This window comes from Thioalkalivibrio sp. ALJ2 (genome assembly GCF_000378325.1).
Taxonomy (GTDB): domain Bacteria; phylum Pseudomonadota; class Gammaproteobacteria; order Ectothiorhodospirales; family Ectothiorhodospiraceae; genus Thioalkalivibrio.
The window spans coordinates 285,751-298,964 of sequence record NZ_KB899557.1; the positions used below are offsets into that span (position 1 = coordinate 285,751).

10 protein-coding genes and 3 tRNA genes are annotated in these 13,214 nt (G+C 65.2%); 8 read left to right on the forward strand and 5 right to left on the reverse strand.

What is annotated here, in order from left to right; genetic code table 11:
- Positions 1 to 19: 19 nt before the first annotated feature.
- The 4 genes from F468_RS0110460 (at position 20) to F468_RS0110475 (ending at position 6,028) form a co-directional block, all read left to right on the forward strand.
- Positions 20 to 910, forward strand: a complete 891-nt coding sequence (locus tag F468_RS0110460; RefSeq protein WP_018138015.1) for a M23 family metallopeptidase — start codon at positions 20 to 22, stop codon at positions 908 to 910.
- Between the two features lie 115 nt (positions 911 to 1,025).
- On the forward strand, positions 1,026 to 3,812 hold the full coding sequence (gene secA, locus F468_RS0110465) for a preprotein translocase subunit SecA (protein ID WP_018995105.1): 2,787 nt from the start codon (positions 1,026 to 1,028) through the stop codon (positions 3,810 to 3,812).
- Between the two features lie 22 nt (positions 3,813 to 3,834).
- Positions 3,835 to 5,046, forward strand: a complete 1,212-nt coding sequence (gene argJ / locus F468_RS0110470; RefSeq protein ID WP_018138017.1) for a bifunctional glutamate N-acetyltransferase/amino-acid acetyltransferase ArgJ — start codon at positions 3,835 to 3,837, stop codon at positions 5,044 to 5,046.
- The gene (locus F468_RS0110475; protein WP_018995106.1) at positions 5,027 to 6,028 is read left to right on the forward strand and encodes a Nudix family hydrolase; all 1,002 of its coding nucleotides are present in this window, start codon (positions 5,027 to 5,029) and stop codon (positions 6,026 to 6,028) included. Before argJ ends, F468_RS0110475 begins: the two co-directional genes overlap by 20 nt.
- Before the next feature lie 22 nt (positions 6,029 to 6,050).
- Here the strand turns inward: F468_RS0110475 and zapD are convergent, their stop codons facing one another.
- The 5 genes from zapD to pilB all read right to left on the reverse strand — a co-directional run bounded on the left by zapD (position 6,051) and on the right by pilB (position 11,718).
- Positions 6,051 to 6,821: a cell division protein ZapD gene (gene zapD / locus F468_RS0110480; RefSeq protein WP_018649096.1), complete on the reverse strand. Its 771-nt coding sequence runs from the start codon at positions 6,819 to 6,821 to the stop codon at positions 6,051 to 6,053.
- A 150-nt stretch (positions 6,822 to 6,971) separates the two neighbouring features.
- Positions 6,972 to 7,583, reverse strand: a complete 612-nt coding sequence (coaE, locus tag F468_RS0110485; protein WP_018995107.1) for a dephospho-CoA kinase — start codon at positions 7,581 to 7,583, stop codon at positions 6,972 to 6,974.
- A 4-nt stretch (positions 7,584 to 7,587) separates the two neighbouring features.
- Positions 7,588 to 8,451, reverse strand: coding sequence for an A24 family peptidase (locus F468_RS0110490; protein ID WP_018995108.1), 864 nt, complete (start codon positions 8,449 to 8,451; stop codon positions 7,588 to 7,590).
- A 285-nt stretch (positions 8,452 to 8,736) separates the two neighbouring features.
- Complete coding sequence (locus F468_RS0110495; RefSeq protein ID WP_018137561.1) at positions 8,737 to 9,948, reverse strand: type II secretion system F family protein; 1,212 nt, start codon at positions 9,946 to 9,948, stop codon at positions 8,737 to 8,739.
- A 51-nt stretch (positions 9,949 to 9,999) separates the two neighbouring features.
- A complete protein-coding gene (gene pilB / locus F468_RS0110500) occupies positions 10,000 to 11,718 on the reverse strand; it encodes a type IV-A pilus assembly ATPase PilB (protein ID WP_018137562.1) in 1,719 nt (572 codons plus the stop codon).
- Positions 11,719 to 11,926: 208 nt separating this feature from the next.
- Here pilB and F468_RS0110505 point away from each other — a divergent pair.
- From F468_RS0110505 to tuf, 4 genes are all read left to right on the forward strand, one after another.
- Positions 11,927 to 12,011 (forward strand) — tRNA-Tyr (locus F468_RS0110505).
- A 56-nt stretch (positions 12,012 to 12,067) separates the two neighbouring features.
- A tRNA-Gly gene (locus tag F468_RS0110510) sits at positions 12,068 to 12,141 on the forward strand.
- A gap of 44 nt (positions 12,142 to 12,185) precedes the next feature.
- Positions 12,186 to 12,261, forward strand: a tRNA-Thr gene (locus F468_RS0110515).
- 66 nt (positions 12,262 to 12,327) lie between these two features.
- On the forward strand, positions 12,328 to 13,214 hold an 887-nt coding region (gene tuf, locus F468_RS0110520), incomplete at its 3' end, for an elongation factor Tu (protein ID WP_018995109.1).

Genomic DNA, 13,214 nt, shown 5'->3' on the forward strand with positions numbered 1-13,214 from the left:
AAGAGTAATTGAGAAACGCATGCAACTGATCGTACTACGACCGGATGGCCTTTGTACCCGCCTCCCGTTTCGCATCACCCTTGTCCTTTCCGTAACCCTGCTCGCCCTGGTCGTGGCCGCAGTCGCCGCCGCCTACTGGGTGGGACAGCAGCAGCGCGAGGTCATCAAGGTACCGGTGGTACCGGGAAGCGACCAGGCGGTGATCGAGGCCGCCGAGCGCGAGGTTGCGCACGAGGGCCTGAAACACCTGGCCGAACGGGTGGTGGTCCTCGAACGCCAGCTCGCCCGCGTCGACCTGCGCATGCGCTCGGTGGGTGAGAGCCTTGACCTGGATTTGTCCGAGCTGATGCCCGCGATGGGGGGGCAGGGTGGCCCCGAACTGGAGGGCCCGGATTCACCCATTGCGATGGATGAGCGCCTCTACGCCCTGGAGCGCCTGCTCCATCGACACCAGGCTTCGGTGGCCCTGATCGACGACACACTGCGCGAGGATGCCTCGCGCGAGGCCCTGCGCCCGCAGTTGATGCCGGTCGACGACGAGGCCTGGATCAGCTCGGCCTTTGGGTACCGCAATGACCCGTTTACCGGCGCCCGGCGCTTCCATTCCGGCATGGACTTCGCCGGCAGCCATGGTTCGGATATCCGGGCCGCGGGTGGTGGAATCGTGGTGTTCTCGGGCAAGCGCGATGCCTACGGCAAGATGGTCGAGATCGATCACGGGGGTGGTCTGCGCACCCGCTACGCGCACAACTCGGAGTTGCTGGTGGAGCCGGGGCAGCGCGTGGATGCCGGCGACACCATTGCGCGCATGGGCCGCACGGGCCGTGCCACGGATACGCACCTGCACTACGAAGTCCTCAAGGCGGGCCAGGCCGTTAACCCCTACGACTTCCTGCCCAGCGACGACTGAATCCGAAACCCTCTCCGGCACCCGCCCCCCGCGCAGGTGGTGGGCGGATGGTTTATCCTAGATAGGTTTCGGACAACGGCTGGCTCTTAATACAAGCCCCCTCAAGCGGATCCCTATGGTCAAGCAGCTCGTACAGAAGTTCTTCGGCAGTCGCAACGACCGCATCATCAAGCGCTATCGCAAGCAGGTCGAGCAGGTGAACGCCCTCGCGGAAGCCACCGAGGCCCTGCCGCGCCAGGAGCTGGAACACAAGACCACGGAGCTGCGCAAGCGCGCCCAGGACGGCGAGTCCATCGACAAGCTGCTGCCGGAGGCCTTTGCGGTCTGCCGAGCCATGAGTGTGCATGCCCTTGGCATGCGCCATTTTGACGTGCAGCTGATCGGTGGCATGGTGCTGAACGACGGGCGCATCGCCGAGATGCGTACCGGTGAAGGCAAGACCCTGGTCGCCACGCTCCCTACCTACCTCAACGCCCTGTCCGGCGATGGTGTGCACGTGGTCACGGTCAACGACTACCTGGCCCGCCGCGATGCCGCGTGGATGGGCCGGCTGTATCACGCCCTGGGGCTGAGCGTTGGCGTGGTCAACTCCTCCGGCGGGCTGGGCGTGGACAGCGCCTCGTATCTGTACGACCCCGAGTACAAGGCCGAAGAAGGCGGGATGGACCACCTGCGACCGGTGACCCGCCGCGAGGCCTATGCCGCGGATATCACCTACGGCACCAACAACGAGTTCGGCTTCGACTACCTGCGCGACAACATGGCGTTCTCCGCCGACCAGCGGGTGCAGCGCGGTCTCAATTTCGCGGTAGTCGACGAGGTCGACTCGATCCTGATCGACGAGGCGCGGACCCCGCTGATCATCTCCGGTCCCAGTGGTGACAGCTCCGAACTGTACGAGCGGATGAACAAGCTACCGCCGCAGCTCACCCGTCAGGAAGACGAGGAGAGCGAGGGCGACTACTACGTCGATGAGAAGGCCAAGCAGGTCTTTCTGAGCGAGGATGGGCACGAGAAGGCCGAGCAGTTGCTGCGCGAGGAGGGGTTGCTGGAAGAGCACCAGTCCTTGTATGACGCCGGAGCGATCCAGGTCCTGCATCACCTGAATGCCGCGCTGCGCGCCCACGCCCTGTTCCACCGCGACGTGGACTATCTGGTGCGTGACAACAAGGTCCAGATCATCGACGAATTCACCGGCCGCATCATGGGTGGTCGGCGCTGGTCCGAGGGGTTGCACCAGGCGATCGAGGCGAAGGAAGGCGTGCCAATCCAGCGCGAGAACCAGACCCTGGCCTCGATTACCTTCCAGAACTACTTCCGCCTGTACGAGAAACTGGCCGGCATGACCGGTACTGCGGACACCGAGGCCTACGAGTTCCAGACGATCTACGGCCTCGAAGTTGTCGTGGTGCCCGGCAACAAGCCGCTGGTGCGGGACGACATGCAGGATCTTGTCTACCTGACCCAGGAAGAGAAGTACGAGGCGATCATCAAGGAGATCCAGTGGTGCGTCGAGCGGAAACAGCCGGTACTGGTGGGTACCGCTTCCGTGGAAAGCTCCGAGCGCCTGGCCCAGGCGCTGAAAAAGACCGGGATCAAGTTCGAAGTGCTCAACGCCAAGCAGCACGAGCGCGAAGCCGCGATCATTGCCCATGCCGGACGCCCGGGCGCGATCACGCTGGCCACCAACATGGCCGGTCGCGGTACCGACATCGTGCTGGGTGGGTCGCTGGACGCCGAGCTGGCCGAAGTGGACCTGGACGACACCGCGAAATGCGAGCAGATCAAGGCGGACTGGCAGAAGCGCCACGATGCCGTGCTCGAGTCCGGTGGTCTGCACATCATCGGCTCCGAGCGCCACGAGTCCCGCCGCATCGACAACCAGCTGCGCGGCCGTTCCGGGCGTCAGGGCGACCCGGGCTCCAGCCGTTTCTTCCTCTCGCTGGAAGACAACCTGATGCGGGTGTTCGCCTCCGAGCGCGTGCGCGGGCTGATGCAACGCCTGGGCATGAAGGAGGGCGAGGCGATCGAGAATGCCTGGGTTTCGCGCGCGATCGAGAATGCCCAGCGCAAGGTCGAGGCGCACAACTTCGACATCCGCAAGCAGCTGCTGGAGTACGACGACGTCGCCAACGACCAGCGGCGGGTGATCTACGAACAGCGCGCCGAGCTGCTGACCACCGAGGACATCAGCGACACGATCGAGGCCTTGCTCAATGACGTGGTCAATGCCCAGATCAGCGCGTACATCCCGCCCGGCTCCATCGAGGACGAGTGGGACGTCGAGGGTCTGGAGCAGGCACTCAACGGCGAATTCGGGATCGATCTGCCCGTGAAGCAGTGGCTGGAGGATGAAGACGACCTGCACGAAGAGCCGCTGCGCGAACGGATCATCGAGCACGCCCGCACGCTGCTCGCCGGCAAGCGCGAGCAGCTGGGCGAGACCACGATGAACCGGCTGCAGCGCGACATGATGCTGCAGGTGCTGGATACCCAGTGGAAGGAACATCTGGCCGCGATGGACTATCTGCGCCAGGGCATCGGGCTGCGAGGCTACGCGCAGCGCAACCCGAAGCAGGAATACAAGAAGGAAGCCTTCGCGATGTTCCAGTCCCTGCTGGAGCGTATCAAGCACGACGTGATCAAGTATCTGCTGCGCATCCAGCTGCGCTCGCCCGAAGAGGTCGAGGCGCTGCAGCCGAAGAAAAAGGCCCCGGCCGAGTCCGACATGAACTTCCAGCACGAGAACCCGGACAGTGCGCTGGACGCCGGGGCGGAGGAGCGCGAGCCGGTGGCCAGTGGTGACACCCCCTATCGTCGCGAGGGCCCCAAGCTCGGCCGCAACGAGCCCTGCTGGTGCGGTTCGGGCAAGAAGTACAAGCAGTGCCACGGCAAGCTCTGAACGTATACGGGAGCACGTGAATATGGCCGTTGGGCTGCAACCACCGGACACATTGCTGCCGGTGCCCGGTATCCGTCTGGCGACTACCGCGGCGGGCATCCGCTATGCCGGGCGCGACGACCTGGTGCTGATCGATGCCGGCGCGGATGCCACCATTGCCGCGCTCTATACCACCAACGCCTTCTGCGCCGCCCCGGTCGTCGTGGCCCGTGAACACCAGTCCGCCCGCCCTGGCCGCTGGCTGTTGATTAACGCGGGCAACGCCAATGCGGGAACGGGGGAGCCGGGGCTGGCCGCTGCGCGGGCCTGCTGCGAGGCGGTCGCCGCAGTGGTCGGTGGTGATGCCCGCGCGGTGCTGCCCTTCTCCACCGGCGTGATCGGCGAGCCGCTCCCGGTCGAGCGGATCACCAAGGTCCTGCCCACACTGCATGCGGCGCTGGTACCGAATGGCTGGATGCAGGCGGGCCGCGCGATCATGACCACCGATACCGTGCTCAAGGGCGGCAGTCGCCGTATCGAGCTCTCGGGCGGTACCGTGACGCTGACCGGGATCGCCAAGGGCTCCGGGATGATCCACCCGAACATGGCCACGATGCTCGGGTTCATCGGGACCGATCTCGCCATCACCGAAGCCGAACTGTTGCCTTTGCTGCGCGAAGCGAATGGGGCCAGCTTCAACGCCATTACGGTGGATGGCGACACCTCCACGAACGATGCGGTCGTCTGCATGGCCTCGGGCGCCAGTAGTGCGACGCTGGCAACGGCCGAGGACCGCGAGACCTTCATGCGCGCACTCGGAGATCTGTGCCTGGAGCTCGCGCAGGCGATCGTGCGCGACGGCGAGGGGGCGACCAAGTTCGTGACCGTGGCGGTGGAGTCGGCCCGTGACGAGGCCGAAGCCGCCCGGGTGGCCGAGACCGTGGCCCTGTCGCCGCTGGTCAAGACCGCCCTGTTCGCTTCCGACCCCAATTGGGGGCGCATCCTGGCCGCGGTCGGCCGCGCCAGCGTCGCGGACCTGGTGATCGAGCAGGTCGCCATCACCGTCAATGGCGTCGAGATTGTCCGCGGCGGCGGGCGTTCCCCGGACTACACCGAGGCGGCCGGGCAGCAGGCCTTTGCGCAGGACGAGATCGAGATCCGGATCGCGCTGGGCCGGGGGCAGGCCGTGGCCCGCAAGTATACCTGCGACTTCTCCCACGAGTACGTCCGTATCAATGCCGAATACCGGTCCTGAGCCCGCCGGTGCCACTCCGCCGCTGGAGGTTGCGGTGGGGCTGGTCCTCGATGCCGAGGGCCGCGTGCTGGTCAGCCGTCGTCTGGCCGGCCGGCACCTGGCTGGCTATTGGGAGTTTCCGGGCGGCAAGATCGATGCCGGCGAGAGCGCCTTTGCCGGCCTGGTGCGCGAGTTGCACGAAGAGCTGGGGATTGTCGTGCGCGCCGGGGTTCAGTGTCTGACTGTGCGCCATGACTTTGCCGAGTGTTCCGTGGCCCTGCGCGTGTTCCGGGTAACGGACTGGTCCGGCGAGGTGCATGGCCGCGAGGGGCAGGAATGGGCCTGGCGCGACCCGGCCACCCTGGACCCCGCGGATTTCCCCGCTGCCAATCACCCGATGTTCCAGGCCCTGGTCCTGCCGCAGCGCTACTTGATTACGCCATCCCCTGCGGTGCGGGCCGAGATCCCGGCCGTGGTTGAGCAGGTCCAGGCAGCGCTGGTGGATATGGACGGCGCGATGCTGCAGGTCCGGGCGCCGTCACTGGGGCGGGCGGACTACCGAGCCTTGATCGAACCACTCCACGGGTTTGCCCGCGCTCGCGGGATACCGCTGCTGGCCAACGCGCCCTGGGAGTGGGTCGCGGACCTGTCCGGTATCGGATGGCATCTCCCCGAGCGGCGGTGGCGTGAGCTGGACGAACGCCCCCCGGTCTCGGGTCTGGTTGCGGCTTCGGTGCATGACGCCGAAGGGCTGGCTGAGGCCGCCCGGCTGGGGCTGGATTTGGCTGTCCTGAGTCCGGTGCATTCCACGGTCTCCCATCCCGGCGTGCCGGGGATGGGGTGGGCGCAATTCGCCGCGCAGGTGCGCGAGGCTGGGGTCCCGGTTTATGCCCTGGGCGGGATGCGTGCGTCCGACCTGGAGCAGGCGCGGACCTGTGGCGCCCAGGGGATCGCGGCCATCCGGGGGTTGCTGGGGATGGAGGCTGGTGAAACGGCGGTTTGAGCGGTGGGCCCGTTCAGCCCGCTTACAGGGCGCAGCAGCACAGCCGGAATTCGATGTCCTGCGCGGCGGGGATGGGGCGGCTGCGGAAATCCTCGGGCGAGAAAAAACGTACCGTGAAGCGCTGGCGTCCTGCGCTGATCTCCGGGTAGTACCCCAGATCGGGATCGACACTGACCCGGATCAGCTGCCAGGCATGACTCGTGTCCAGGCTGCGTTCGAAATAGCCGTCTTCGGCGATGGCGGACTCCGAGCGCCCGGAGCGGCGCATATAGGACAGGACCTGGATGGTCGCCTCGGCTACCGTGTTCAATGGCTCGAACCATTCCAGCAGTAGTGCGGTGCGCTCCGGGGAGCTTTGGGCCAGCCAGTGATGGTAGATCGGCAGGTCGAAATCGAAGGCCCCGCCGGGTAGCGCCATGCGCTGGCGCACGCTGTTGAAGAATTCGTTGCCACGCACCCGATGATCCAGCGCCCCGGCCTGTTCTTCCAGGGCGGAGTGCAGGCGTTTCTGCGCCTGCATGGTCTCGGTGAACCGCTCCGGGTCGACGCCCGGCTGGTGCGTGAGTCGGTTGAGGTTGGCAGTCTGGCGCTCGATCTCGCCCATCAGTTCGCGCTTGATGTCGACGCGGGTGACCAGGGCATAGATGTCGACCAGCGAGACCAGGGCCTCGTGGTGGTCAAAAGGCCGGCCGGACTCCAGGGCATCCCCGAACCGCTGGGCCAGCGCCTCCAGACGCAACAGCAGTCGCACGCGTTCGTGCAGCGGTTGTTCGAAGGTGAGCAATTGGGTCACGGGCGGCCCGTCCGGCTTGGGTTCTCGGTGTTGCGGGGCAACACGACCTTGGCAGTATCCAGTATTCCGGGGGGGACTTTCCACCCGTCCTTGCCAGCAATCGGAGTCGGTGCGCAATCTCTCCCCCTATTGCGGGCCAGGGGCATGTGGCTAGCCATTCCCCGTTACGGCTCGCAGCTGATTGTGCAGATCGGACACCTGCCGGCGCAGATCCTCGTCCGTGGTCGTGCGGTTGTTGGTGATCACCCGGTCGCCGCGCCGGCGGCGCTCGTCCGGGCTCAACTGGCAGTCCATGATGGCCTGCACCTCCGCCGGGGTGCGGCCATCGCGATGGGTGACCCGCTCGAGTTGTTCCTCCGGCTCGCAGTCGACCACGATGACCGGGTCAAACTCGTGCTCCCACCCGGCCTCGAACAGCAGCGGCACCACGATCAGTGCATAGCCGTTGGCGTCTGGCAGATCACGCAGACGGCGTTCCAGTTCTGCGTGCACCGCGGGATGGACCAGTGCCTCCAGCGCCTGGCGCTCCTTTGGGTGCGCGAAGACCCGTGCGCGCAGGGCTCCGCGATCCAGCCGTCCTCGCGTGTCGAGCAGCCCCGGACCGAAATGGCGGACGATCTCGGCATGCAGCTCATGGCCGGGCTCTTGCAGTTCGCGGGTGATCCGGTCGGCGTCGAGCACCGGTACCCCCAGGCTGGCAAACAACCCGGCGACGCGGCTCTTGCCGCAGCCAATCCCGCCTGTCAGTCCGACCCGCCGCATGACACTAGAGCCCCTGTGGGAAGTAGAACGCCACCAGCGTATCGCCCCAGATCAGTGCCAGCCACCCGGCGGCCGCGAGATACGGCCCGAACGGGATCGGGATGTTGCGGTCGCGCCCGCGCAGCAGGATCAGCAGGATGCCGACGATCGCCCCGACCAGGGAAGCCAGCAGAAGGATTACCGGCAGGGCCTGCCAGCCGAGCCATGCGCCCAGTGCGGCGAGCAGCTTGAAGTCGCCATACCCCATGCCCTCCTTCCCGGTGGCCAGGCGGAAGCCGTGAAAGATCAGCCAAAGCACCAGGTAACCGGCGGTCGCTCCGATCACGGCCGACTGCAGATCGGTGAAGGTGCCCGGGATATTGACCAGCAGCCCCAGCCAGAGCAACGGCAGGGTCAGCTGGTCCGGGAGCAGGGTGGTGCGCGCGTCGATCCCGGCGGCGGCGATCAGAACGCCGGTGAAGATCAGCGCCAGCAGCGCCGTCGTGTCGGCTCCGAAGTGCCAGATGGTAAGGGCAAACAGGACTGCGGTGAGGATCTCGACCAGCGGATACTGCCAGCTGATGCTCGTGCCGCAGCCTGGGCAGCGCCCGCGCAGCCAGAGGAAGCTGAGCACGGGGATGTTCTCGTACGAGCGGATCGGCCGCTCGCACTGGGGACAGCGCGAACGCGGGCGCAGCAGGTCGAATGGGGTGTCGTCCGCCGGGGGCTCCTGTTCCAGGATTGCGCGTGCCTCGGCGTTCCAGCCGCGCTCCAGCATCACCGGCAGCCGGGCGATGACCACGTTCAGAAAGCTGCCGATCAGCAGCCCGAATACCGCTGCGACCGCGATTGCCCAGGGTGGGGACAGGAGTTCTTCCGTGCCGAGCATCCTAGGGAAGCCCTGACCAATGTGCACGCTCGCGCTCGAGTCGCTTTTGCGTGCGAACAAGGCGCGGCGACTGCCGTGCAGTCATTCTGCACAAGGGAGCCGCAACGCCGTGCGCGCGCAAAAGCGGCCGAGCCCCTGCATTGAATGATTGGTGGGGTTGGAACCCCAGGTTCCCCGATCCTGCGTTGCGCCGCTTGCGGGTAGAACCACTACCCGCTGCACGGCGCGCCTTGTCTCGGAAAACCTGGGGTGCCAACGCGAGTGTGTACATTGGTCAGGGCTTCCCTAGATGACTTGACCCATCTGGAAGATGGGCAGGTACATCGCGATCACCAGGCCGCCGACCAGTACGCCGAGTACGACCATGATCAGGGGCTCCAGCAGGCTCGAGAGGCTGTCCACGGCGTTGTCGACCTCGGCCTCGTAGAAGTCCGCGACCTTCGCCAGCATCGAGTCCAGCGAGCCGGATTCCTCGCCGATCGCGACCATCTGCACGACCATGTTGGGGAAGACCCCGGTATTGCGCATCGACCACTGCAGCTGTGCCCCGGCCGAGGTCTCGTCGCGCATGCGCAGCGTGGCCTCGCGATACAGCGCGTTGCCCGTGGCGCCGGAGACCGAGGTGAGGGCATCGACCAGCGGTACACCGGCCGAAAACATCGTGGACAGCGTCCGCGCGAAGCGGGCGATCGCGGCCTTGCGCAGGATCGGACCGAAGGCCGGGGCCTTCAGGATTGCGATATCGAGAAAACGCGCAAACCGGGGTGAGCGTTGCCGGGTCTGTACGAAGGCGAAGCCGATCGCGACCATGATCGCGAGGATCAGCCACCACCAGGACTGCACGAAATCCGAGAGGTCGACCACCATGCGGGTGAAGACCGGCAGGTCCGCACCAAAACCCTGGAACAGCGCCTCGAACTGCGGGACCACATAGATCAGCAGGATGGCCGTAACCACGATTGCGACCACAATGACCGCCGCCGGGTAGAACATGGCCTTGCGGATCTTGGCCTTCAGGGCCTCGGTCTTTTCCTTGTAGGTGGCGACCTTGTCCAGCAGGGTCTCGAGCGTCCCCGCCTGCTCGCCGGCCTCGACCAGGTTGACCACCAGATCATCGAAGTACTTGGGCTGCTTGGCCAGCGCGGCGGCAAAGGTCTCGCCGCCCTCGACGTCGGCCTTGAGCTTGAGCACGAGATCGCGCATCGCCGGCTTCTCGTTGCCGCGGCCGACGATCTCGAAGGCCTGTACCAGCGGCACGCCGGATTGCAGCATCGTGGTCATCTGCCGCAGGAAGTAGGCGATGTCCGCGGGGACAATCTTCTTCTTGCCCCCGGAGAGCAGCGACTTCGGCTTCTTGCGAATCTTGACGACATTGATGCCGTTCTTGCGCAGTTCGGAGCGTGCGACGGCTTCGCTGTCGGCCGGGGTCTCGCCCTTGACCCGGTCGCCGTTCTTGTTCAGTCCTTCCCAAGCGTAGATTGTCCCGGAATCGGCCATCTACTGTCCCCCTGTGCTGGTGACCCGAACCGGAGCCCTTCCGGCGTCTCCCTAGTCCTTGGTCACGCGGTTAACTTCCTCGAGGCTGGTCATCCCCGCCAGAACCTTTACCAGGCCGGCGCGGCGCAGGTCCTCGACTCCTTCCTTTGCGGCCTGCTGAGCCAGCTGCATGGAGTTGTAGCCCTCCAGAATCCCGCGCTGCATCTCTTCGCTGATCGGCATGACCTGATAGATGCCGACCCGCCCCTTGTAGCCGTTGGTGCACTGATCGCAGCCCACCGCGCGATACGCCGTTACCCCGGCCTGGATGTCGGCGTCGGTGAAGCCCTCCTTGCGCAGGACCTCCTCCGGGAGATCCTCCGGTTCCTTGCAGTTCGTGCACAGTCGGCGCGCCAGGCGCTGCGCGATGATCAGCAGGATCGAGGAGGCGATGTTGTAGGGCGGTACCCCCATGTTCGCCAGTCGGGTCAGGGTCTGCGGGGCATCGTTGGTATGCAGCGTGGAGAGCACCAGGTGCCCTGTCTGCGCCGCCTTGATCGCGATCTCCGCGGTCTCGAGGTCGCGGATCTCGCCCACCATGATCACGTCCGGATCCTGACGCAGGAAGGCGCGCAGCGCGCTGGCGAAGGTCAGCCCGACCTTCGGGTTCACGTTGACCTGGTTGACCCCGGGCATGTTGATTTCCGAGGGGTCTTCCGCGGTGGAGATGTTGCGGTCGGCCGTGTTCAGGATCCCGAGGCCGGTGTACAGCGACACCGTTTTACCCGAGCCGGTCGGGCCGGTGACCAGGATCATCCCGTAGGGTCGCTTGAGCGCCTGGAGGTAGGCCTCCTTCTGGTGTTCCTCGTAGCCGAGCTGATCGATCCCGATCTGGGTGCTGCTCGGGTCGAGGATACGCATTACGATCTTTTCGCCGTACAGCGTGGGCAGTGTGCTGACACGAAAATCGATCGCGCGCGTGCGCGAGAGCTTCAGCTTGATGCGCCCATCCTGCGGGACCCGACGCTCGGCGATGTCCATGCGTGACATGACCTTGACCCGCGCGGTGATACGTGGCGCCAGGGTGTTCGGCGGGTGGGCGATCTCGTGCAGCACGCCGTCGATACGAAAGCGCACGCGGAAATCCTTCTCGAACGGCTCGAGGTGGATGTCCGACGCCTTGCGGTTGATGGCGTCCATCAGCACCTTGTTGACGAACCGCACCACGGGTGCGTCGTCCACCGCGTCCCCGGCATCCGACGTGTCGCCGTCATCGCCGCCACCCGATTCGATGGCCAGGTTCTCCAGGTCGTCGTCGCCCAGATCGTCCATCAGCGACGAGGCAGCGCTCAGCGCGCTTTCGATCAGGCGGTCGAGCTTGTGCCCCTCGACCAGTACGGCCTCCACCGGCATCCCGGTAGCGAACTTGAACTCGTCGGTGGCCCCCAGGTTGGTGGGGTCGGAGACCGCGATATACAGGCGGTTGCCGCGCTGCATGATCGGCAGGGCGTGGTGTTTCTGGATCAGCTTCTCGTTCAGGTGATCCTTGGGCAGCAGCTCGGGATCAAAGCACGACAAATCCAGTACCGGGAGCCCGAACTCCTCGGCCGCGGCCTCGGCCAGGCGAGCCTCGGAGACCTGCCCCTTGCTGGCCAGCAGGGGCATCAAAGGGGTCTGCTGAGCGCGCGATTCCTCGGCGATCTGGGCAGCGATATCTTCCGCAATCAGGCCGGCGTCCACGAGACGCTTGGCCAGACCCGGCAGGCGGGGCGCCGTTGTCGTGTTGGGCATGGGCCTCTACGCGCGAATCTTCAAGTCCTGAATAGGCACACTCTACGTGCGTCTGTCGTGGAATGGAAACCGTCAGGCGCACCGTATGACCGGAAATCATAGGCAGATAATGAGTGACACGCGCGCGTGTCCGCGTGATCTGCGAGCGGGATGCAATCCCTGCTTGACGCTGTGCTTCGCGCTGGTTCAGAATACGCGGCTTGATCGAGGAGGGATACCCAAGCGGTCAACGGGGGCAGACTGTAAATCTGCTGGCTCAGCCTTCGGAGGTTCGAATCCTCCTCCCTCCACCATCGGGTTTTCAAGCCAGCGGCCTGTAGCGGGCGGTGGTTCGGCAAGCCAGGGTTCTGCGGGTGTAGTTCAATGGTAGAACCTCAGCCTTCCAAGCTGATGATGTGGGTTCGATTCCCATCACCCGCTCCAGTTGATCCGAACGGTTCGGGTCCGGCCCTGGCCAGGTAAGTCAGGCTCATGTAGCTCAGTCGGTAGAGCACTTCCTTGGTAAGGAAGAGGTCACCGGTTCGAATCCGGTCATGAGCTCCAATTTTGTGTAAGTCAGCGTACAACCTGCGTCGCTTGTGAAAGCGTCACGATCCGGGGAAGCGAGAGATGTCCAAGGAAAAGTTCGAGCGTAAGAAGCCGCATGTGAATGTGGGGACGATTGGTCATGTGGACCATGGCAAGACCACGCTGACGGCGGCGATGACGGCGGTGCTGGGCAAGAAGTACGGCAGTGAAGCCCGTGCGTTTGACCAGATCGACAATGCGCCGGAAGAGAAGGCGCGCGGGATTACGATTGCCACGGCGCACGTGGAATACGAATCCGACATTCGTCACTACGCGCATGTGGATTGCCCTGGGCACGCGGACTACGTGAAGAACATGATCACGGGTGCGGCGCAGATGGACGGCGCGATTCTGGTGGTGTCCGCGGCCGATGGCCCGATGCCGCAGACCCGCGAGCACATCCTGCTGGCGCGTCAGGTCGGTGTGCCGTACATCGTGGTGTTCCTGAACAAGGCCGACATGGTCGACGACCCCGAGCTGCTCGAGCTGGTCGAGATGGAAGTGCGCGACCTGCTGTCTTCCTATGACTTCCCGGGCGACGACACCCCGGTGATCACCGGTTCCGCGCTGAAGGCGCTGGAAGGTGACGAGAGCGAAGTGGGCGCGCCGGCGATCTACAAGCTGGTCGAAGCGATGGACACCTGGATTCCGGAGCCGGAACGCGCCGTGGACGGCGACTTCCTGATGCCGGTGGAGGACGTGTTCTCGATCTCCGGCCGCGGCACGGTGGTGACCGGTCGTATCGAGCGCGGTGTGGTCAAGGTGGGCGAGGAAATCGAGATTGTCGGTATCCGCGACACCCAGAAGACCACAGTCACCGGTGTCGAGATGTTCCGCAAGCTGCTGGACCAGGGCGAAGCGGGCGACAACGTGGGCATTCTGCTGCGTGGTACCAAGCGCGACGAAGTGCAGCGTGGTCAGGTGCTGTG

Coding starts and splice junctions, on each gene's coding strand:
- F468_RS0110460 (WP_018138015.1), top strand. CDS start 20: ATGCAACTGATCGTACTACGACCGGATGGCCTTTGTACCCGCCTCCCG.
- secA (WP_018995105.1), top strand. CDS start 1,026: ATGGTCAAGCAGCTCGTACAGAAGTTCTTCGGCAGTCGCAACGACCGC.
- argJ (WP_018138017.1), top strand. CDS start 3,835: ATGGCCGTTGGGCTGCAACCACCGGACACATTGCTGCCGGTGCCCGGT.
- F468_RS0110475 (WP_018995106.1), top strand. CDS start 5,027: ATGCCGAATACCGGTCCTGAGCCCGCCGGTGCCACTCCGCCGCTGGAG.
- coaE (WP_018995107.1), bottom strand. CDS start 7,583: ATGCGGCGGGTCGGACTGACAGGCGGGATTGGCTGCGGCAAGAGCCGC.
- F468_RS0110490 (WP_018995108.1), bottom strand. CDS start 8,451: ATGCTCGGCACGGAAGAACTCCTGTCCCCACCCTGGGCAATCGCGGTC.
- F468_RS0110495 (WP_018137561.1), bottom strand. CDS start 9,948: ATGGCCGATTCCGGGACAATCTACGCTTGGGAAGGACTGAACAAGAAC.
- pilB (WP_018137562.1), bottom strand. CDS start 11,718: ATGCCCAACACGACAACGGCGCCCCGCCTGCCGGGTCTGGCCAAGCGT.